We start from the raw sequence: 19,521 nt of genomic DNA, 5'->3' as shown, positions 1-19,521 counted from the left end.
TTCAACGCGAACTGAAACCTTGCGGGCGCCAGGCCTTGGCGCAGCGGTTTCGTCTGGAGTCATTCATGTCGATCATCAAGAAATCACTTGCCGCCGTCATTATTGCCGTCGCGGTCGCGGGCAACGCTTATTCCGCCGATCTCACCAACTACAATCAGCAATCCTTCGACTACGGCAATCAGCCGGCTTTCTCATGGAGCGGGGCCTATGTCGGTGCCCATGGCGGTGTCGCCTCTCCAAAGTTCAGTCCACTGGCCAGCGGCCGTGGCCTGACGGGTGGCGTTCAGGCGGGGTACAATTTCCAGTTCGGCTCCGGTGTCGTCGGTGCGGAAGTGGAAGGCTCCTATCTCGGAAACGATGCGCGTGTGCCGAACGGCCGGTTGCGTGAGCGTTTCCGGGGTGCGGCCAAACTGAAGGCAGGTGTGGCGCTCGATCAGACGCTTCTTTACGGCACTGCCGGCCTGACCACGACGAAGTTTAAGGATGGCAATGGCGTGACGGGTCCCGACGGCTGGAAACAGGGGTATCTTGTCGGCGCCGGCGTCGAACAGAGCTTTGGCGGCGGCCTGTCGGCTAAGTTTGAATATAATTATGTGAACACGGGAAATGTGGCCACGACGACATCCAGCGGCCGGTCGAAGACCGATGTCAGCGATCATGTCTTCAAGGCCGGTCTGAACTATCGCTTCTGATCGGCCCCTTCCATGAAGGCTTCCAGGGAGAAATTAAAAAAATACCGCCGCTTTCAAAGTGGAGGCGGCGGTATAACGGCGTGGAGCGAAAAACAGACTGGCTGCAACAGTCCGAAATCCTAATCACTCGCATTCGAGTGAAGGCTGCCGGAAGCTCGTCACATACCACTCGCTGCCGGAATTGCGGGTGTAGAAGGTATAATAACAATCGATGCGCTCGACATAACCCGGCGTTTCCGACATTTCATACCGCTCGCCATGCCGGGTCGTCCGCACTATCCCGCTTGAGGAGCCGGCGACAACCTGTGTCTTGTTCTTGCGCCATTGATAGGCCTGCTGGCCGGGGCCGAGGCTGTAGATATTGTCCGGCGGGCCGTAATCCAGCATCACGCTGGTAATCGGCGCGCCGATATAACTTTTCATGACGGTCGATGCGCAGGCCGTCAGCAGCAGCGATACGCCGGCGACGAGGACGATTGCTGCCGGGACGGCCACTGACGATCTTTCAGGCATGGGATTCCTTTCATCCGCGTAAGGTTCCGCAAGAATAGGAATCCGCCATTGCAGAAACATTGCATGCCTTGGGCCTGGAGAGCTCTGGTTTGCTGGTTCCGCCTCCAGCGATTGAGCGCCCTGACGCCGCTCTCAGAGACCGGCGATATTCAGGCCGATATGGCGCAGGATGCTCTTGAAAAGCTTCACCTCGGCCGGGTCGAGGCCCTCGATCGCGGTTTTTTCAAACATGGCCGCGATAGGCATGAGCTCGTCGGCAAGTTCCTCGCCTTTTGTTGTCAGGGTGATACGCACGATGCGGGCGTTGTCGACCGGCCGCTCGCGGCTGACGAGATTGCGCCGCACCATCAGCCCCACCAGTCGCGACAGGGTGGAAATTTCCACCGACACCATGTCCGAAAGCTCGGTCAGCGTTTTGCTTTCCTGTTGTCGGAGCGTCGCCAGCACGCGGTACATGGGCAGCGTGATGTCGTAGGACGTCAGTCTCACGGAAAAACGCTCGCCCAGTCGAACGCCCACCCAGTTGAGCAGGTAGGGTACCGAGTCGGTGAACTGATAAGACACAAGCAAATCCCTGTTTGAGAACCATGCGCCAGATCCAGATGTGCGCCTATCGGCTGTACCGGCACAATCCATCGGTTTCAATAGTGTCGCGCCACAACGCCGGGAAGAGCAGGCCCTCTGGCGAAAAAAAGACGGAAAACATTTGCATTGACAAATGTTGCAAATGAAAATAAACAAGAACCAGGATTTGGGAGGATCTCATGACATCAGCATTGTTTGGCCTGAGCAGTCTTGCGCCTGAAGGCGTCGGCCAGAATTTCCGTTCGACGATGCGGCGTTTCCCGGCAACTGTAACTGTTATCACCGCCTGCGCCGCCGGTGATCAGCGCGATCACGGCATGACGGTCACGGCCGTCACCTCGGTTTCGATGGAGCCGCCGTCTCTGCTGGTCTGTCTGAACAATCGTACCCTTCTGCATGAATTGCTGCTGTGCCGGCCCGATTTCATCGTCAACGTGCTGACGCAGGACCAGATCGCGCTTTCGGATGGCTTCAGCGGCAAGCTGCCGCCGGAGGAGCGTTTCCGTGACGGCAGTTGGCAGCGCCACGAGAATGGCGTCCTTTATTTGCCCACGGCCCATGCTGCCATCGCCTGCCGCCGAGTTGCGGCCATGCCCTATGGAACCCATACCGTCTTCATCGGACAGGTGGTCTCGGCCGATGTCAGCGAGACGACGCGGCCGCTGCTTTACGAAAACGCCCAATATTGCGCGGCAAGCCCCGCGCACGAACCCGCCTGAATTTCCGCGGTCAGAGCATTCCCGCAAGGAGACAATCATGAACGATATGAGCCATGCGCCGCAGCCGGTGCAAACGAACCCGCATGTCCGCCTCGCCAGCCGCGTTGTCGGCATAGCCGATCTTTTCCGCTCCAGCGCGAGGCAGACGGAGGAGGCGCGGCGCGTGCCTGCGAGCCATATAGAGGCGCTGCGTGGCATCGGTTATTTCGATGTCGTCAAGCCCCGAGCCTTTAACGGCAAGGGTGGCGATTTTGCCGAGTTGGTGGAGGCCAATATAGAGCTTTCGGCGGCCTGTGCATCGACGGGCTGGGTCGCCGGCCTGCTGTCCGCCCATCAATGGCTGCTGGCGATGTTTCCGGAACAGGCGCAGGCCGATGTCTGGGGTGAAAATCCCGATGCTCTGCTATGCGGCTCCTATGCGCCGGTCAAGATGGCGGAGGCTGCCGATGGCGGCTATCGCCTCAGCGGCAAATGGGCCTTCGCGTCCGGCTGCGAAAACGCACAATGGTCTCTCTGCGCCGCCATTCTGCCACCGAAAGGCGAAGGAAAGCCGGTTCCCGCCTTTCTGCTCGTTCCCGCCAGCGAATATGTCATTGAAGACACCTGGCATGTGGTTGGGCTGGCCGGCACCGGTTCCAAGACGCTGGTTCTTGATGACGTCTTTGTACCCGAACACCGGGTCCTCACCTTTCCGGACGCAACCAGCGGGCACACGCCGGGTGGGCGCTATTATGCGCATGAGGGCCTGTTCAACATGCCGCTTCTGACCGGCATCCCCTCCTGTCTCGCGGCGGCCGGCGTCGGCGCTGCCAAGGGGGCGCTTGCCGCCTATGTCGATCATGTCGGTGGCCGGGTTACGCGCGGTGCGGTGGCGGGCGGCAATAACCGCATGGCCGAATTCCCGACCATCCAGCTGCGCGTCGCGGAAGCGGCGGCGAGTGTTGACGCAGCCTGCGAAATCTTGCTGCGCGACGTCTCGCGCGCTCAGGCGCTGGCACAGTCCCGCATCGAGAGTTGCTCGGAATTTACCGTGGACGATCGCCTTCTGAGCCGCCGTGGCCAGTCCTTTGCTGTGTCTCTCTCGTTGCGTGCGGTACAGGCGCTGAATGACTCCACCGGCGGCGTCGGGCTCGATCTGGCGAACCCGGTGCAGCGCGCCTGGCGGGATGCCAATGCGGTTGGCCGCCACATCAGCATGAACTGGGATGCCGTCGGCACCATGATCGGCCAGAGCATGCTCGGCCTCGAACCCAAGGGCCAATATTGACCGCCATTCAGGCGGCAAACCAACAGCGCAATTCGGAGGAAACTACATGCAAGGCAAGGTCGCTCTCGAGGAGCATTTCGCAATCCCGGAAACACTTCAGGATTCGGCCGGTTTCGTGCCCGGCGACTACTGGAAGGAACTGCAGCACCGCCTGCTCGACATTCAGGATACGCGCCTGAAGCTGATGGATGCGCATGGCATCGAGACCATGATCCTGTCGCTGAATGCCCCGGCGGTGCAGGCCATTCCCGACAAGAGCAAGTCGATCGAGATCGCACGCCGCGCCAATGACGCGCTGGCGGAAGAATGCGCCAAGCGGCCGGATCGCTTCCTCGCCTTTGCCGCCCTGCCTTTGCAGGACCCCGATGCGGCGACGCAGGAATTGCAGCGCTGCGTCAACGATCTTGGTTTCGTCGGCGCGCTCGTCAACGGTTTCAGCCAGGAGGGGGATGGCCAGACCCCGCTTTATTACGACCTGCCGCAATATCGTCCCTTCTGGGGCGAGGTCGAGAAGCTCGACGTGCCTTTCTACCTGCATCCGCGCAACCCGCTGCCGCAGGATTCGCGTATCTATGACGGCCATCCCTGGCTGCTCGGCCCCACCTGGGCCTTTGCACAGGAAACGGCTGTCCATGCGCTCCGCCTCATGGCATCAGGCCTGTTCGATGAGCATCCGCGCCTTAACATCATTCTCGGCCATATGGGCGAGGGCCTGCCCTACATGATGTGGCGTATCGACCATCGGAACGCCTGGGTGAAGCTGCCGCCGCGTTATCCGGCTAAGCGCCGTTTCGTGGATTACTTCAACGAAAATTTCCACATTACCACATCGGGCAATTTCCGTACCCAGACGCTGATCGATGCCATTCTGGAAATCGGGGCAGACCGCATTCTGTTCTCCACCGATTGGCCCTTCGAGAATATCGACCATGCCTCCGACTGGTTCCACGCGACGAGTATCGCGGAGGCGGATCGAGTGAAGATCGGCCGTACCAATGCGCGCCGCCTGTTCAAGCTCGACGCGGCCTGAGCCATGGAGCCGTTCGTCTACACGGCCGCACCTGCCCGCATCGTTTTCGGGGCGGGCAGCCTGGCGGATGTGGTGGAGGAGATCCGCCGTCTCGGCCTCACGCGAGCGTTGGTGCTTTCCACACCACAGCAAAAAGGAGACGCCGAGGCGCTTTCCGCCCGTCTCGGCCCATTTGCTGCTGGGGTCTTTTCCAATGCGACCATGCATACGCCGGTCGAGGTGACGAGGGATGCGGTCGATGCCTATCGCGCTGCCGGTGCGGATTGCGTTGTGGCGTTGGGAGGCGGTTCCACCACCGGTCTCGGCAAGGCCGTTGCGCTACGCACGGAAGCGCCGCAGATCGTGATCCCGACCACCTATGCCGGTTCCGAGGTGACGCCCATTCTTGGCCAGACGGAAAACGGCGTGAAAACCACTATACGCGGGCCGGAAATCCTGCCGGAAGTGGTGATCTATGATGCTGAACTGACACTTGGATTGCCGGTCTCGATCAGCATGACGAGTGGTCTCAACGCCATGGCACATGCGGCGGAAGCGCTTTATGCTCGGGATCGTAACCCCATTGCCAGCCTGATGGCGGTGGACGGGCTGCGGGCAATGATCGATGCGCTTCCGGTCATTCGGGAAGCGCCGGACGATATCGACGCGCGTGAGACGGCACTTTATGGCGCTTGGCTTTGCGGCACGGTGCTGGGTGCGGTCGGCATGTCGCTGCATCACAAGCTTTGCCACACGCTCGGCGGCAGTCTCAATCTGCCGCACGCGGAAACGCATGCGGTGCTTCTGCCGCATACCATCGCCTATGTGGAGGAAGCCGCGCCGGATTTGCTCGCGCCATTGGCTGCACTGGTTGGCGGCCGGGCCGGGCCGGGGCTTTACGATTTTGCCGCGCGGCTCGGCGCGCCTTCAAGCTTGGCGGCCCTTGGCGTTGGGGCTGACGATCTCGACCCCATGGCCGAGCTTGCGACGGCCAACCCCTACTGGTGCCCGCGGGCGATTGAAAGAAACGCGATCCGGGACCTGCTGCAGCGCGCCTTCGAGGGCTGGCGGCCGGACTGACGGGAGGAGACTATGGATATGAAGATGACCAGTGACGACGGCTATTTCGTCGAGGAGCGCTCCGCCGAAACCGTGATTGCCCGAATGCGCGATTGTGACGATCCGCGCCTCAAGGAGATCATGGCGGTCGTGACCCGCAAGCTGCATGAGGCGGTGAAGGAAATCGAGCCGACCGAGGAGGAATGGATGAAGGCCATTCATTTCCTTACCGAAGTGGGCCAGATCTGCAACGAGTGGCGGCAGGAATGGATCCTGTTTTCCGATATTCTCGGTGTTTCCATGCTGGTCGATGCCATCAACCACCGCAAGCCGAGCGGCGCATCCGAATCCACCGTTCTTGGTCCCTTCCATGTGGCCGATGCGCCGGAAATGCCGATGGGCGCCAATATCTGTCTTGACGGTAAGGGCGAGGATATGGTCGTCGCCGGCCGCATTCTCGATACCGAAGGCGCGCCGGTCGCGGGCGCGCGCATCGATGTCTGGCAGGCCAATGACGAGGGCTTTTATGACGTGCAGCAAAAGGGTATCCAGCCCGATTTCAACCTCCGCGGCGTCTTTGTTACCGGCGAAGACGGGCGATACTGGTTCCGGGCGACGAAACCCAAATATTACCCGATACCGGATGACGGCCCGGTGGGGCGGCTGTTGCGGGCGATGGGGCGGCATCCGTACCGCCCGGCGCATCTGCACTACATCGTTTCGGCCGAGAGCTTCACGACGCTCGTCACCCATATTTTCGATCCGGACGATCCTTACATTCGCTCCGATGCGGTATTTGGCGTGAAGGAAAGCCTGCTGGCGAATTTCGAGCGGGTCGAGGATCGGGAGAAGGCACGGGAGTTGGGTTTTGTCGGTGACTGGTTCTGGTCTGTGAACCACGATTTCGTGCTTGCCCATGAGTGAACGGAGCAATCTACCGAAGCTTTACGTGCGCTTTGCCGAAAGCGATGCCGGCGCCGCTGAGCAGCGGGCGGCGCAGATGGAGGCGCACAAGGCCCATTTGCGCAATGGTGAAGGGAAGCCAGAAGGGTTTCGTATCCTGGCGTCCGGGCCGATGAGCGCTGGTGACGGTGGTCCGCCCGCGGCGCTCGTCATCGCTGAGGCGCATTCTCTCGAGGACTTTATCGCCTTCAGCGACGCCGATCCCTTCGTTGTTCACGGGGTCTATAATCGCATTCGCATTTTGAACTGGACGCCGACGCTGTCAACGATTTCCGGGCTGGAATCCCGCTGATTTCAGCCGTCGCCACGCGACCGGCGTTTATCAATATTTCATTTGCAATTTTTGCAAATGCAACATTTAATCGACAGTGAGTGATATCGGCGACGTGTGGCTTGACAGGAGCAGGGCACATATCAGGGTGGAGCCTGCCGGGCACTCAAGCAGGATAATGCAGGGACGGGGAGACGCTAATCCATACCGGATGGCGCGTTCATGCGTGAAAGGGAGGAATATGTCCACGAATTATCTGAGCGCCGCTTCCGTGCGGACGAAGAACCCGGCCGGCGTCATCGCGACATGCGGCCTCATGATCATGTTCGACGGCTACGATCTGGTCGTTTATGGCGCGGTCGCACCGGCGCTGCTGAAAGAAGGCGCCTGGGCGCTTAACCCGGCCATGGTCGGGCGCGCGGCCGCCCTGACGCTGGTCGGCATGCTGCTCGGCGCACTGTTTGCCGGCACCATGGCCGATCGTATCGGCCGCCGGAAGGTGGTGCTTCTCAGCCTCGCCGGTTTTTCGGCGATGATGATTGCCTCGGCCATGACGCCGAATTTTTTGGCCTTCGAAATCACCCGATTCTTCGCTGGTCTTGGCCTTGGCGCATTGTTACCGACGGTGACCGCGCTGGTGCTGGAATTTTCACCGCCGCAGCGCAGGGCGCAGGCCAATTCCCTGTCCTTCCTGGGTTACCTTATCGGCGGCATCATTTCCGGCGTCATGGGCATGCTGCTTCTGGAAAGTTATGGCTGGCGACCGTTGATGCTGATCGGCGGCCTGCCGCTGATCCTGCTGCCGATCTTCATGCGGTTCCTGCCGGAATCGCCGGAGTGGCTGGCGAGTAAAGGCCGGCAGGCGGAGGCTGACGGCATCTGCGACAGTTATGGTCTGCAACGCATCGTGCCGCACGCAAAAATGCAGAAGGGTGGCGTCGGTGCGCTCTTCTCGGAAGGCAGACTGGCCTCGACGCTGAATGCATGGGGCATTCACTTCTGCTCGCTGCTGCTCACCTTCGGCATGGTCAACTGGCTGCCCACCATCATGAACAAGATGGGTTATGACATCAGCTCGGCGCTCAGCTTCGCCGTCATGCTCAATGTCGGTGCCGCAATCGGCATCCTTATTGGCGGACGTTTTGCAGACAAGGGCAACGTCAAGGTGGTGGTGGCGATCCTGTTTGCCATCGGCGCTGCATCGATCTTCGCCCTGACTGTCAACAAGGGTCCGCTTCTTTATGCCCTCGTCGCCCTTGCGGGTGCCGGCACCATCGGAACCCAGATACTGGCCAATGTCCTGGTCGGGCGGCTTTATCCTGTCCATATTCGCGGCACGGGTCTCGGCTTCTCGCTGGCGGTCGGGCGGCTTGGCGGGATTGCCGGACCGATGATCGGCGGGCTGGTGTTGCAAAGGGGGCTGGCGCCGGAGTGGAATTTCTACATTTTCGGCTCAGTCGCGCTCGTTGGGTTGATGCTCACCGTTTTGACCCTGCTTTACCGCACGTCCGGCGACGCGCGGGCTTGACGAATAGAACTGCCGGCCGCGGGACTGAAAATCCGCGGCTGGCCGCTCATCCCCGACGGGACACCGGCGCGATCGTCGCCATCTGCTGTAATGTCCGCTCATTGGTCCGTTTCAAGCGCGCCAACGCGTCGTCGCGATCTTCCGGCAGCGTGTAGGTCATATAGGACAGCGAGGTCTCGAGGTCGTTATTGTTATGGCCGAGGATAGCGGCGAAATAGCTGTTCTTGGTGACATGCGGCGGCGCGAAATTGTGATAGGCGACTTCCGCATAGAGGTGTCTGAGACCATAGGGCTTGGGAAGCTCTTCCTTTGGCCAGATATCCTCGAAGAGGTTAAAAACCCTGTCGCGCAGCAGCAGGCGTGTTTCTGACGAAAAATCGTCGATCGACATGCCATACCACAATTTTCCCTGCCCGCTTTCACGCAGGCGCTTATAGGCTGCCAGAATGGTTTCCGATCGGGCAAGCACCGGAATTTCGTACGTCACCCCGAATTTCGTTCCCTCGCCTTGCTTCGTCTTCGCCTGACCGTTGAAGAGAATGCTCCATTTCGAAACACCCTTGCCATAGGGGGCAGGTGAAAATTCCGCCTGAGTGAAGACCTCATACGGGCGGCGCCCTGTCATGCCGATCAGGCCGATGCCGATCATCAGGGGATCGGCCGACAGGAGTTTATCGGCGCAAATCTTTAGAACCTGCTCGTAGTTCTCGAAGGTGATCAGCGCGCCGTGTTTTCTGGCGATCTTCTCCATCTTGACCCGGCGTGCCTCGTCATACATCGTGGCATCACCGGTGGCGATCTTGAGCATCGGATGGTCGTCGCCGAAGGCTTCGCGGATCGCGTTCCTATATTTGGTGATGTAGGAAATGATCGTCGTCTGGGCCCGGCCCTTCATCATGGCGATTTCGGCGTCCCACAAGGCCTGCATGTCCTGCTTCGCGCCCATGCCATTCATCGCGGCAATGAAATCGGCGATGCGAAGGAGAACAGTGGGTTTCCGGCCGGCGGTGTTGAATTCCGCCCGCTCGATTTTTTCGACAATCGATGTCGCCACGCCGGTCTTCGGGTAATCGCCACGGGTGATGTAGGTGTTCAACCGCTCCCGCAGCTTCTTCATGTTGCAGATGGCAAGCGGGGTGCTCTTCGGGCCGAACTCGGCCTTCAGCGCATTGCGATATTTCATGATGTAAAGTTCGAGTGTCTTTTCCGTGCGACCATTGTCGAAATGATAGCGGACTTCGGCATCCCAGAGATCGCGGATTTTCCTGTTTCGCGAAGCGTCGTCGCTTTTCATCGCCTCTTTGACCTGGCTGACGAATTGATCGATGCGTTCCACGAGGACCGGTGTTTTTGTTTTTCGTTTTGCGGCGAGCATGGGGCGGCTCCCTGAACCGGTCCGGAAATGTAAATCCATGGTTGGCGATCAACCACAGAACGGTTGCGGGAATGTGATGAACATTCGCCGCAGGCCGGTTTCTTTTGAATAATAGTTTGATCGATTCCGCAAGCTTCACTGCCAGCGGGAACTAGCGGATTATTTCGCCAGCCTGGTTTTCAGCGAGGTGACGATGCGTTTGGCAAGCGCCTCGTAATCCTCGTCGAAATGGTGCCCGCCTTCGATGCCGATGGTTTCGACACCCTTTGCCTTGAGGCCGGGGCACGGGTCTTCATCCTCTTCCTCGGTGCCATAAACGCATTGCACCAGCTTGGGATCGATCTTGGCGATGTCATCGACGGTCTTCCCGCCCTTGCCTTCGCCGGCCACGCCCAGCCATCCCTGAACGGAGATTTCGAAATCCACTTCGTTGGAAAGGCCGAGCAGCGAAAGCTGGGCAACGGAAGATTTCACCCGGTCGGGCAGGAGGTTGTAGGTGGCGGGAATGATGTCGGCGCCGAAGGAGTAACCGATCAGCACGACATTGCGAACTTTCCATTCCTTGCGATAGGTCTCGATAATGCGGGCAAGATCACTCGCCACTTCCTTTGGTTCTTTCTCCTTCCAGAAATACCGCAGGGCATCGACGCCGATGACCGGCACGCCCTGTTTCTGAAGGGCGCTGCCGACCTCCTCGTCCAGGTCGCGCCAGCCGCCATCGCCCGAATAGATCACAGCCATGGTGTCCATCACAGGTTTCGCTTCCAGAACGGTGATTGGAAGCCCGAGCGGGTTGTCGCTGTCTCCGGCCGCATCGACCTTGTCGGAAAGGGTCTGGGTCAGCACCTCGTCCGCTTTGTCGGTAATGTCGGTGACGTCGATGTCGGAATGCAGTTTTACAAGCGCGTTGACGTGGTCGCGCCCTTTCTGGTCGGCGTCAGGGGTGAAGATGACGCTGACCGGTGCCGGAAGCGGACCATCTGTGAGGCCATAGACGGTTTCACCATCCACCTTGTCCTTGGTTGCCGGGGTGCAGAGAATTTTTTCCAGGGGCAGGCCCGCCTTCGGGTCCACCGCCACCGCCTCGCGGACGGTGGAAACCGGGCTTTGCGCGATCATGGCGAGCGCAAGCGTGCCGCCCTTGCCGATGCCTGTGACGATCGGCTGGCGATAACTGCCTGTGCCGGCGGTACGCTGGATCTGCTGCGACAGCGATTCGATGTCCGAGATCATGTAGATGCACTCGTCATCATCGGCCTCCAGCGCCTTAAGATATTCCTTGAAGTCGATACCGACGACGGCGGCGCCTTTTTCGACGAGCGCCTTGGCGCGGGTCTCGTCGGCATCCGTCCAGCCATTGGCATCGGAGATCAGGAAGATGCTGGCCTGAATATCCCCATCGGGCACCATGATGTGGTCGGCCGGGATCATGCCCGTTTCGTAAGATGGCTTGTCCTGGGAAAATGCGATCGACGAGGAGAGTAACGTCGAGGCGGCAATGAATGCCCCCATCAGGTTGCGTTTCATCATTTGCCGATCACTCCTCTGACGCCGCCGCTAATCAGAACCGTCGCATCCATCAGCGCCAGAGCGGCGTCTGCGCCGTTCTGCACGGCAAGGTAACGCGGTTCCCATTTCGGGTGGAACTTTGCCTTGAAGGCGCGAAGTCCCTTGAAGTTGTAGAAACGTTCGCCGTGTTCGAACAGCGTGCTGCCGATACGGTCCCAGACGGGTGCGGCATCACGCTTCGACATGCCGGACATCGGGGCCATGCCGAGGTTGAAGCTCTGGTAGCCCGTTTCCTTGAGATGCTGCATGATGCTGACGAACAGGAAGTCCATCGCGCCGCGCGGCGCGTCGGGCGCAAACCGCATGAGATCGATGGTCGCTTCCTTTTTGGTGTCCGTCACCATGAGATTGGCGAAAGCGGTGATCTTGCCGTCCTTGCGCAAGACCGCGACCGGCTGCGAAAGAATGTAGGCGGGTTCGAAAGCACCGAGCGAGAAGCGTTTCTCGCGGGTATTGTGATGCTCAAGCCAGCCGTCCGACACCTGCTTCAGATCATCGAGAACGGTCGGAACATCGGCCTTTTCGATCAATTCGAAGCTCAACCCGTCGCGTGCGCCACGGCTCAGAGACTGGCGAAGTGTCGCGAGCTTGCCGCCTTTAAGCTCGAACGTGGTGAGATCGACGAGGGCCAGCTCCCCAAGCTTGAAGGCGCGCAGGCCCGCATCGGCACAATGGGACAGAAGCGAAGGCGATATTTGATAGAAGGCCGCACGGGCACCGGCTCCGCGGGCAGATTCGACGAACTGCCAGACGAGATCGGGGAAGTCTTCTTCGTCCCCGACGGGGTCGGCGAAGGCGATCCACGAGCGGCCCTGAATGCCGTACATGATGAAGGCATTGCCGGTCTCGGAAAACATCACATGCTTGTCGCCCATGCGCACCAGATTGGCGTCCGCGGCGTCCTGCGTCATGACGATTTCCGTCGCCTTGGCAATATCGTCCGCCTCGACGGCATCCGGGCGGAAACGGACGGGGCGCATGAGGCTAAAAATGGCGATGGTCGAGGAGGCAAGGACGAGGCCGAGAAGGGCGCGCAGGCCGCGCGGCGCTTCTTCCGAAAACTCGAATTCCCACCACAGCGTGTGGCTGTAATCCGTATCGCGGTACACGAAAAGCAGAATGGTTGCCGCGCCTGCAATGATCACCATCATCGCGGCGATCCAGCTTGGACCGAGCGCCTGTTTTACCAGCGAGGCGTGACGGTTGAAGCTACGCATGTTGAAGGCGAGTGCCACGATGAAGAGGCCGAGGAAGATCGCTTCAAAGACAGCGATGGCCTTAAGTATCGAGAGGATAAGGGCGAGGGAGGCCGCAACGAGTGCGATCCACCATGCGCCGTCCAGTCTCTGCCCGAGGCCCCGGGAGGCGACGACGAGGCCGAGGCCGAGAATGCTCGTCAGGAAGTGTGCGCCTTCGATGATGGGCAACGGCACGAAATTCGAGAGGAAATCGAGATTGCTGTCCGGCGTCGGCGTTACGCTCGAAAAGATCAGCATGGTGCCGAGAATGAGGGCGAAGGTGGAAAGCAGCGGTGGAGCGAGCCTGACGGCAAGCTGGCTGATATCCGACACAACGGGTTTGGCCGCGAACTGTTTCGTCTCGGAAACGATCATGACCAGAATCGCGACCACCAGCGGCAGCACATGGTAGATCACGCGGTAAAGAACGAGGCTTCCGAGCAGCTGATCGACGCTGATGGCATTGCCGAGCCCCGCCACCATGACGGTTTCGAAAACACCGAGGCCTGCGGGCACATGGCTGAGAACGCCGAGACCGACGGCCGTGGCGTAAATGGCGAAGAAGGTCGGCCAACCGAGATGGGTTTCCGGCAAAAGCACATAGAGCACGGAGGCTGAAGCGGCGATGTCAAACGCGGAGACAAGAAATTGCTGTGACGAGGTGCGGCTATCGGGCAGGCGCAGCCGCCACTTTCCGAGCTTGATGACCTTGCCGTTGCGTCCGATATAGGCCGTGGTCACGAGCACGGCGATGATCGCGAGCGAAACGCCACGCAGAACGGCCGGATCGACGTTGATAATCGAGGCGATGCGCGGTGCGACGATGAAGGTGGAGATCGCGCTGACCGAGAGCAGTCCGAGGCCGAAAGAAAGCGTGACGAAAGCGATGACACGGGCGATATCCCCCGGCGAAAGACCGAGTCGGGAATAGGCGCGAAAGCGGATGGCGCCGCCGCTCAGCGGACCGAAGCCGGCCGTATTGCCGATGGCATAGGCCGCGAAGGCCGTGACCGCCATCGATGGAAAACGGACTTTCTTGCCGACATATTCGATGGCGTTCGCATCGTAGAAGATCAGTGCGAGGAAGCTTAGTGCGGTAAAGACGATTGCCAGCAGGACGGCGGAAAACGACGTGCCAAGAAGAGCGGCTATAACGTCGTCATATCGCACTTCGGATGTGAGACGGTAAATCGCAAACGTCATCATCACGAAGATGAGCGTTATGGCAATGGCCGTGAGATAGGGCCGGTTTCTGGCGAAAAAGCTTTCAACCGGGGATTCTGTAATATCCGTCTCTATAACTTCGCTCTTGTCTGCCATCTACTTTTTCCAGCGCCAGTCCCGTTGGTTGGCGAACCACAGGATTGTGTCGCTAATTCGTTTCGGTTGAGGAAATTTGCTTAGCAGAATTGCGTGACGTGTCGATGTGAAGTTTGTGCAGGTTGTCGCCAGATTTTGACAAATTTAACAGCCGGAATGCAACTTGAAAATGTGGAAGTATCGTCGCCTGCTAAAACATCAATAAATTAAACGCGGCGGTTGCTTGGTGGTGGCATTTAATGCAACTACACGCTCCTTTCGATGGAAGGAGATGCATATGAACATGCCGACTAGAATAGCGATTGCGCTCGTCGTCGCCCTCGTGGCGGGAGGCGGCTACATGACGTTTGATAAGATGCGTGGGGCCGAGTGGGTGGTTTCGCCGCAACAGATCGCCGAGGCGCAGGCGAAAGGTCAGACGGGCTATGAATCGCGTCCGGGTACCGTGACGGTGCGGCCGATCCGCAGCGAGACAGCAGACGTACTGCCGATGAAATGGGCTCTGATCGGTCTTATTGCCGGACTTTTTGCGTTTCGTGCCACGGGCAAGAAAAAAGCGGCCAAGGTCTGAGACCTCGCCGCTCTAGACCTCCGGCGCATAGCGCCGGAGTGCAAAACTGGAAGCGCTAAGCGCCCCAGGTTCTTTCCAATACGCGGATCCAGTTGCCGTGGCAGATCTTGGCCAGTGCCTCGTCGTCATAACCAGCCTTGCGCAGGGCTTCGACCAGCAATTGCAGGTCGCCCGCATCCTTCATGGCGGCGGGAATAGTGGTGCCATCAAAATCCGAACCGAGTGCGACGTGGTCTATTCCGATCCGGTTGACGATATAGTCCACATGGCGGACGAGTTCGTTGAGGTCGGTATCCGGGTTCTTCACACCGTCCTGGCGCAGGAACAAGACACCAAAGTTGATACCAGCGAGGCCACCCGTATCGCGGATGGCGTCCAGCTGACGATCCGTCAGGTTGCGGCTGTGGTTGCAGATTGCGTAAGCGTTGGAGTGCGATGCCACCAGCGGTGCGTCTGAAATCCTGGCGATATTCCAGAAACCCTGTTCGTTCATGTGTGACAGATCGACCATGATCTTCAGCTCGTTACAGGTCTTCACCAGCCGCTTGCCTGCATCGGTGAGGCCGGGGCCGATATCCGGTGTCGAGGGGAAGCGGAAGGGAACGCCATAAGCGAAGATGTTCGGGCGGCTCCAGACCGGTCCGAGCGTACGCAGGCCCGCCTCATGCAGAACGTGCAGCGCATCCAGATCGGCGCCGATCGCTTCCGCGCCCTCGATATGAAAAACGGAGGCGAAGGCGCCTTTGGCCATGGCGCTGCGGATATCGGCGGCCGTGCGGCAGACTTTCAGCGCCCCATTGGATTGTTTCTCGGCGCGGAACAACAGGGCCGCCATGGCAAGCGTGGCTTTCAGCGCATCGGCTTCTGCCGGTGTCGGGAAATCACCGTTGGCGTCCTTCTCCATGCTGGGCGACGGCACGTACATGGCGCAGAGGCCGCCGACGAGGCCGCCTTTTTTTGCACGGGGCAGATCGATATGGCCGACAGTGTCGCCTTCGATCAGAAGTATTTCGGGGGAGACGTTGCCCGATTTCCATAACCGCAGAAGTACATCGTTGTGACCGTCGAAGACGGGTACGGTTTTGAGATCGGTCATGGTCATTCACCTTCGGAAACGGGGTTGCGCGGACGCGCCTGCGGGAGAGTTTTCAGAATTGGTAGAGGAAAGGTCAAGCCGGGAGCAAATGCAATCCGTGCATAGGCTCTGCCAAATTTGGAATTGGTCGGGCCTCGTTTGCTCATGGTAATCGCGGGAAACATAAAAAAAACGACTGGATTGGGGCGAACCCATCAATTTCTGAAAAATAAGGTCCGAAAGGGGATTTTCGATGATTTCAAGACGTAACCTGTTGATTGCCGGTGCTGCCGTTCCGTTCCTGTCCTATGCGCGCATTCCGGCATTTGCCGCGACACCGAAGGACATTCTGGTCGTTGCCCAGCAGCTGGACAATATGACGAGCCTTGACCCGCATGAAGGTTTCGAAGCCGTCGGCGGTGAAATCATCTCCAACATGTATCAGAAGCTGGTGCGCGCCAACCGCGAGGACTCTACCAAGGTCGATCCCGTCATCGCCAAGTCCTGGGAAGCCGATGCCGATAGCAAGGTCTTTACCTTCACGATCGGCGACGATGCGACCTTCGCGAGCGGTGCGAAAGTGACGGCGGAAGACGTTGCGTTCTCGCTTCAGCGCGCCATCAAGATGAACAAGAGCCCGGCCTTCATCATCGGCCAATTCGGCTTCACGCCTGAAAACGCGGAAACGACCATTGTTGCCGCCGACGACAAGACGGTAAAGCTGACGACGGCAAAGCCGACCGCCATCTCCTTCCTGCTTTATTGCCTTTCCGCCAATATCGGCGCGATCGTCGAAAAGAAGGCGGTTCTTGCCAATGCGTCCGGTGAAGACCTCGGCAATGGCTGGCTGCAGAAGAACAGCGCGGGTTCGGGCGATTTCATGCTTCAGGCCTGGAAGCCGAGCGATAGCGTCGCTCTGACGGTCAACCCGAATGGGCCCTACAAGGGCAATATCAAGCGCGTCATCCTGCGTCACGTTACCGATCCGTCTTCCCAGCTTCTGATGCTGCAGAAGGGCGATATCGACATCGCCCGTGACCTGACGTCGGAGCAGCTGCGCACCGTCAAGGACGACGCCAACATCGAGCTGGAGCGTAAGTCCATTGCCTCGCTGGTGCTGATCTCGCTCAATCAGGGCAATGAGAACCTTGCGAAGCCGCAGGTCTGGCAGGCGATCAAGTGGGCGCTGGACTATAAGGGCATGCAGGAAAACATCGTGCCGCTGACGCACGAAATCCACCAGAGCTTCGAGCCGAAGGGCTTCCCCGGCGCCGTCAACGACATCCCGTTCCAGCGCGATGTCGAAAAGGCCAAGGCATTGATGGCCGAAGCCGGCCTTGCCGATGGTTTCGAAATCAGCATGGACCATTATTCCGCGCAGCCTTATCCGGATCTGGCGCAGGCCATCCAGGCAAACCTTGCCGATATCGGCATCAAGGTACGTCTGCAGTCGGCCGAGAACCGCCAGGTCCTGACCAAGATGCGCGCCCGCGAACATCAGATGGCGCTGTCGGCCTGGGGCACGGATTATTTCGATCCGCATTCCAACGCCGATGTCTTCAACATCAACAAGGACAATGGCGACGACGCCAAGTCGAAGCCCTTCCTGTGGCGTTCGCGCTTCAAGAACGACGACTTTGCCGCCAAGGCGGAAGCCGCGCGTGACGAAAAGGATCCGGCAAAGCGCGTGGAGCTTTATGAAGCCCTGCAGCGCGAGCACATGGAAAACAGCCCCTTCGTGTTCATGTTCCAGACCACGAAGACGGCCGCGTTCCGCAAAGGCGTTTCCGGCTTCGAACTCGGCGTTCTCTCCGAGGGCAATTCCTACCACGATGCGAAGAAAGCGTGACATTGAACAAGCGCGTTAAAAGCATATCGTCGATACTGAGCAGCGTCCTCCTGACGCTGTTCGGTTTGATGATCATCACCTTCATGATCGGGCGCGTCATGCCGGTCGATCCCGTCATCGCGGCGGTTGGCGATAATGCGCCTGAAGACGTCATCGTGCGGGTCCGGGCCGAAATGGGTCTCGACCAGCCGCTGGTCGTGCAGTTCTTCCATTATGTCTCGCAGGTCCTGCATGGCGATTTCGGCAATTCGATCCTGACGCGCAATCCGGTCTGGATCGATATCAAGCGCGTTTTCCCCGCCACCTTCGAGCTTGCCACCGCAGCGCTTATCCTCGCTGCACTGATTGGCATTCCGCTTGGTGTCTGGGCCGCCGTGAGGCAGGGCAAGCTCACCGATCAGGTCATCCGCGTCGTCTGCCTCGCCGGTCACTCCGTGCCTGTCTTCATGCTGGCGCTGATTTCGCTGCTGGTCTTTTACGCCACGCTTGGCGTCGCGCCGGGACCGGGCAGGCAGGACATCATCTATGACGGCATGATCACGCAGGTTACCGGCCTGATGACGGTCGATACGCTGCTTGCCGGCGACTGGGACGCCTTTTACGACGCCATCGCCCATATGGTGCAGCCCGTCTGCATTCTCGCCTATTTCAGCATGGCCTATATTACCCGCATGACGCGCGCCTTTATGATCGATGCGCTGAAGGGTGAATATGTCATCACCGCCCGCGCCAAGGGGCTTTCGGCCATGACCGTGATCTGGGGCCACGCCTTCCCGACGGTCGCCGTGCAGCTCGTCACCGTTCTCGCGCTCACCTATGCCGGCCTTCTCGAAGGCGCCGTGGTGACGGAAACCGTCTTCAGCTGGCCGGGCCTTGGTCAATACCTCACCGTCTCGCTCATGAACGCGGACATGAACCCGGTCGTCGGCGCAACCCTGTTGATCGGCTTCATCTATGTCGCCCTCAACCTGCTCGCAGACGTGCTTTACAGAGTTATGGATCCTCGCGTTCGATGATGTTAGCTAATTTCAGAAACTGGGCGCTGGATGAAACGCCGCATTCGCGAACACAGGCTGCCTGGGGCAACCGATATCGCATCTGGCTCAATCTCAAGTCCAATCCGCTGGCAGTGATCGGTCTGACGATCATCGTTCTCTTCATCGCGCTGTCGCTGCTGGCGCCGCTGCTTGCCCCTTACGATCCGGCAACGCAGAATCTCGGCAATCGACTGGCATTCCCCAGCGCCGAACACTGGTTCGGCACGGATGAGCTTGGCCGCGACATTCTCTCGCGCATTCTCTATGGCGGCCGCGTCACGCTCGGCATGGTCATTGCCGTCGTCGTTCTCGTGGCACCCATCGGGCTCGCCATCGGCTGTATCGCCGGTTATTTCGGCGGTATCGTCGATACGGTGCTGATGCGGGTGACGGATGTGTTCCTGGCCTTCCCGCGTCTCATTCTGGCGCTCGCCTTCGTCGCGGCGCTGAAGCCGGGTGTCGAAAGCGCCATTCTCGCCATCGCGCTCACCGCATGGCCGCCTTATGCGCGTCTGGCGCGCGCCGAAACCATGACGGTCCGCGGCAGCGACTTCGTTGCGGCCTATCGCCTGACCGGCGCTTCCGCCTGGCGCATCATTGCGCGTCACATCGCGCCGCTCTGCGTGCCGAGCCTTATCGTGCGGATCACGCTCGACATGAGCTCGATCATCATCACTGCCGCAAGCCTCGGCTTCCTCGGCATGGGCGCGCAGCCGCCTTCGCCGGAATGGGGCGCGATGATTGCGACGGCCAAGCGCTTCATCTTCGAACAATGGTGGGTCGCCACCATTCCCGGCATCGCCATCTTCCTCGTTTCGCTCGCCTTCAACTTCCTCGGCGATGGTCTGCGCGACGTGCTCGACCCGAAGGGACATTGAGCC

General features: G+C 59.6%; 18 protein-coding genes. 12 read left to right on the top strand and 6 right to left on the bottom strand.

Features of this window, described 5'->3' with window-relative positions; all coding sequences use genetic code 11:
* Window positions 1-65 precede the first annotated feature (65 nt).
* Window positions 66-692 (top strand): outer membrane protein, encoded by a 627-nt coding sequence (locus tag ACUTJJ_RS01260; protein ID WP_063950284.1) that lies wholly within the window; start codon window positions 66-68, stop codon window positions 690-692.
* A 123-nt stretch (window positions 693-815) separates the two neighbouring features.
* Here the strand turns inward: ACUTJJ_RS01260 and ACUTJJ_RS01255 are convergent, their stop codons facing one another.
* Both ACUTJJ_RS01255 and ACUTJJ_RS01250 read right to left on the bottom strand, forming a co-directional pair.
* Window positions 816-1,205, bottom strand: coding sequence for a hypothetical protein (locus ACUTJJ_RS01255; RefSeq protein WP_063950513.1), 390 nt, complete (start codon window positions 1,203-1,205; stop codon window positions 816-818).
* 132 nt (window positions 1,206-1,337) lie between these two features.
* Window positions 1,338-1,769 carry a MarR family winged helix-turn-helix transcriptional regulator gene (locus tag ACUTJJ_RS01250; protein WP_445541038.1) on the bottom strand — a complete coding sequence of 144 codons (432 nt, stop codon included), beginning with the start codon at window positions 1,767-1,769 and terminating at the stop codon, window positions 1,338-1,340.
* 200 nt (window positions 1,770-1,969) lie between these two features.
* Here ACUTJJ_RS01250 and graD point away from each other — a divergent pair, with 200 nt between their 5' ends.
* The 7 genes from graD (at window position 1,970) to ACUTJJ_RS01215 (ending at window position 8,606) form a co-directional block, all read left to right on the top strand.
* The gene (graD, locus tag ACUTJJ_RS01245; protein WP_063950285.1) at window positions 1,970-2,509 is read left to right on the top strand and encodes an FADH(2)-dependent resorcinol hydroxylase reductase component; all 540 of its coding nucleotides are present in this window, start codon (window positions 1,970-1,972) and stop codon (window positions 2,507-2,509) included.
* A 37-nt stretch (window positions 2,510-2,546) separates the two neighbouring features.
* Window positions 2,547-3,776, top strand: coding sequence for an FADH(2)-dependent resorcinol hydroxylase oxygenase component (graA, locus tag ACUTJJ_RS01240; RefSeq protein ID WP_445541037.1), 1,230 nt, complete (start codon window positions 2,547-2,549; stop codon window positions 3,774-3,776).
* A 46-nt stretch (window positions 3,777-3,822) separates the two neighbouring features.
* On the top strand, window positions 3,823-4,806 hold the full coding sequence (gene tsdA, locus ACUTJJ_RS01235) for a gamma-resorcylate decarboxylase (protein ID WP_445541036.1): 984 nt from the start codon (window positions 3,823-3,825) through the stop codon (window positions 4,804-4,806).
* Window positions 4,807-4,809: 3 nt separating this feature from the next.
* A complete protein-coding gene (locus ACUTJJ_RS01230; RefSeq protein ID WP_445541035.1) occupies window positions 4,810-5,865 on the top strand; it encodes a maleylacetate reductase in 1,056 nt (351 codons plus the stop codon).
* Between the two features lie 12 nt (window positions 5,866-5,877).
* Window positions 5,878-6,768, top strand: coding sequence for a hydroxyquinol 1,2-dioxygenase (graB, locus tag ACUTJJ_RS01225; RefSeq protein WP_209091020.1), 891 nt, complete (start codon window positions 5,878-5,880; stop codon window positions 6,766-6,768).
* Entirely contained in the window at window positions 6,761-7,099 is a 339-nt protein-coding gene (locus tag ACUTJJ_RS01220; protein WP_445541034.1) for a YciI family protein, read from the top strand. Before graB ends, ACUTJJ_RS01220 begins: the two co-directional genes overlap by 8 nt.
* Before the next feature lie 220 nt (window positions 7,100-7,319).
* The gene (locus ACUTJJ_RS01215; RefSeq protein ID WP_063950291.1) at window positions 7,320-8,606 is read left to right on the top strand and encodes an MFS transporter; all 1,287 of its coding nucleotides are present in this window, start codon (window positions 7,320-7,322) and stop codon (window positions 8,604-8,606) included.
* A 46-nt stretch (window positions 8,607-8,652) separates the two neighbouring features.
* On the opposite strand, the gene ACUTJJ_RS01210 is transcribed toward ACUTJJ_RS01215, so the two are convergent.
* The 3 genes from ACUTJJ_RS01210 to mprF form a co-directional block, all read right to left on the bottom strand.
* Complete coding sequence (locus tag ACUTJJ_RS01210) at window positions 8,653-9,981, bottom strand: telomere resolvase (protein ID WP_445541033.1); 1,329 nt, start codon at window positions 9,979-9,981, stop codon at window positions 8,653-8,655.
* A gap of 159 nt (window positions 9,982-10,140) precedes the next feature.
* Window positions 10,141-11,511 carry a lysyl-phosphatidylglycerol hydrolase AcvB gene (gene acvB, locus ACUTJJ_RS01205; protein ID WP_445541032.1) on the bottom strand — a complete coding sequence of 457 codons (1,371 nt, stop codon included), beginning with the start codon at window positions 11,509-11,511 and terminating at the stop codon, window positions 10,141-10,143.
* On the bottom strand, window positions 11,508-14,108 hold the full coding sequence (mprF, locus tag ACUTJJ_RS01200; protein ID WP_063950294.1) for a bifunctional lysylphosphatidylglycerol flippase/synthetase MprF: 2,601 nt from the start codon (window positions 14,106-14,108) through the stop codon (window positions 11,508-11,510). The genes acvB and mprF overlap by 4 nt, the downstream gene beginning before the upstream one ends.
* Window positions 14,109-14,385: 277 nt before the next feature.
* Here mprF and ACUTJJ_RS01195 point away from each other — a divergent pair, with 277 nt between their 5' ends.
* The gene (locus ACUTJJ_RS01195; protein ID WP_063950295.1) at window positions 14,386-14,679 is read left to right on the top strand and encodes a hypothetical protein; all 294 of its coding nucleotides are present in this window, start codon (window positions 14,386-14,388) and stop codon (window positions 14,677-14,679) included.
* Between the two features lie 55 nt (window positions 14,680-14,734).
* Here the strand turns inward: ACUTJJ_RS01195 and ACUTJJ_RS01190 are convergent, their stop codons facing one another.
* Entirely contained in the window at window positions 14,735-15,775 is a 1,041-nt protein-coding gene (locus ACUTJJ_RS01190; protein WP_445541031.1) for a dipeptidase, read from the bottom strand.
* Between the two features lie 232 nt (window positions 15,776-16,007).
* Here ACUTJJ_RS01190 and ACUTJJ_RS01185 point away from each other — a divergent pair, with 232 nt between their 5' ends.
* The 3 genes from ACUTJJ_RS01185 to nikC are packed head-to-tail and all read left to right on the top strand — an operon-like array spanning window position 16,008 to window position 19,518.
* Window positions 16,008-17,603 carry an ABC transporter substrate-binding protein gene (locus ACUTJJ_RS01185; protein WP_445541030.1) on the top strand — a complete coding sequence of 532 codons (1,596 nt, stop codon included), beginning with the start codon at window positions 16,008-16,010 and terminating at the stop codon, window positions 17,601-17,603.
* Window positions 17,604-17,605: 2 nt separating this feature from the next.
* Entirely contained in the window at window positions 17,606-18,619 is a 1,014-nt protein-coding gene (locus ACUTJJ_RS01180) for an ABC transporter permease (protein WP_186376787.1), read from the top strand.
* Window positions 18,616-19,518, top strand: coding sequence for a nickel transporter permease (nikC, locus tag ACUTJJ_RS01175; RefSeq protein ID WP_004433196.1), 903 nt, complete (start codon window positions 18,616-18,618; stop codon window positions 19,516-19,518). Before ACUTJJ_RS01180 ends, nikC begins: the two co-directional genes overlap by 4 nt.
* The last annotated feature ends 3 nt before the right edge of the window (window positions 19,519-19,521 follow it).

This window comes from Agrobacterium sp. DKPNP3 (genome assembly GCF_052686535.1).
The sequence above is the reverse complement of the archived record's forward strand: the minus strand, read 5'-3'. Positions and strand labels throughout refer to the sequence as shown.

Coding starts and splice junctions, on each gene's coding strand:
- ACUTJJ_RS01260 (WP_063950284.1), top strand. CDS start 66: ATGTCGATCATCAAGAAATCACTTGCCGCCGTCATTATTGCCGTCGCG.
- ACUTJJ_RS01255 (WP_063950513.1), bottom strand. CDS start 1,205: ATGCCTGAAAGATCGTCAGTGGCCGTCCCGGCAGCAATCGTCCTCGTC.
- graD (WP_063950285.1), top strand. CDS start 1,970: ATGACATCAGCATTGTTTGGCCTGAGCAGTCTTGCGCCTGAAGGCGTC.
- graA (WP_445541037.1), top strand. CDS start 2,547: ATGAACGATATGAGCCATGCGCCGCAGCCGGTGCAAACGAACCCGCAT.
- tsdA (WP_445541036.1), top strand. CDS start 3,823: ATGCAAGGCAAGGTCGCTCTCGAGGAGCATTTCGCAATCCCGGAAACA.
- ACUTJJ_RS01230 (WP_445541035.1), top strand. CDS start 4,810: ATGGAGCCGTTCGTCTACACGGCCGCACCTGCCCGCATCGTTTTCGGG.
- graB (WP_209091020.1), top strand. CDS start 5,878: ATGGATATGAAGATGACCAGTGACGACGGCTATTTCGTCGAGGAGCGC.
- ACUTJJ_RS01220 (WP_445541034.1), top strand. CDS start 6,761: ATGAGTGAACGGAGCAATCTACCGAAGCTTTACGTGCGCTTTGCCGAA.
- ACUTJJ_RS01215 (WP_063950291.1), top strand. CDS start 7,320: ATGTCCACGAATTATCTGAGCGCCGCTTCCGTGCGGACGAAGAACCCG.
- ACUTJJ_RS01210 (WP_445541033.1), bottom strand. CDS start 9,981: ATGCTCGCCGCAAAACGAAAAACAAAAACACCGGTCCTCGTGGAACGC.
- acvB (WP_445541032.1), bottom strand. CDS start 11,511: ATGATGAAACGCAACCTGATGGGGGCATTCATTGCCGCCTCGACGTTA.
- mprF (WP_063950294.1), bottom strand. CDS start 14,108: ATGGCAGACAAGAGCGAAGTTATAGAGACGGATATTACAGAATCCCCG.
- ACUTJJ_RS01195 (WP_063950295.1), top strand. CDS start 14,386: ATGAACATGCCGACTAGAATAGCGATTGCGCTCGTCGTCGCCCTCGTG.
- ACUTJJ_RS01190 (WP_445541031.1), bottom strand. CDS start 15,775: ATGACCGATCTCAAAACCGTACCCGTCTTCGACGGTCACAACGATGTA.
- ACUTJJ_RS01185 (WP_445541030.1), top strand. CDS start 16,008: ATGATTTCAAGACGTAACCTGTTGATTGCCGGTGCTGCCGTTCCGTTC.
- nikC (WP_004433196.1), top strand. CDS start 18,616: ATGATGTTAGCTAATTTCAGAAACTGGGCGCTGGATGAAACGCCGCAT.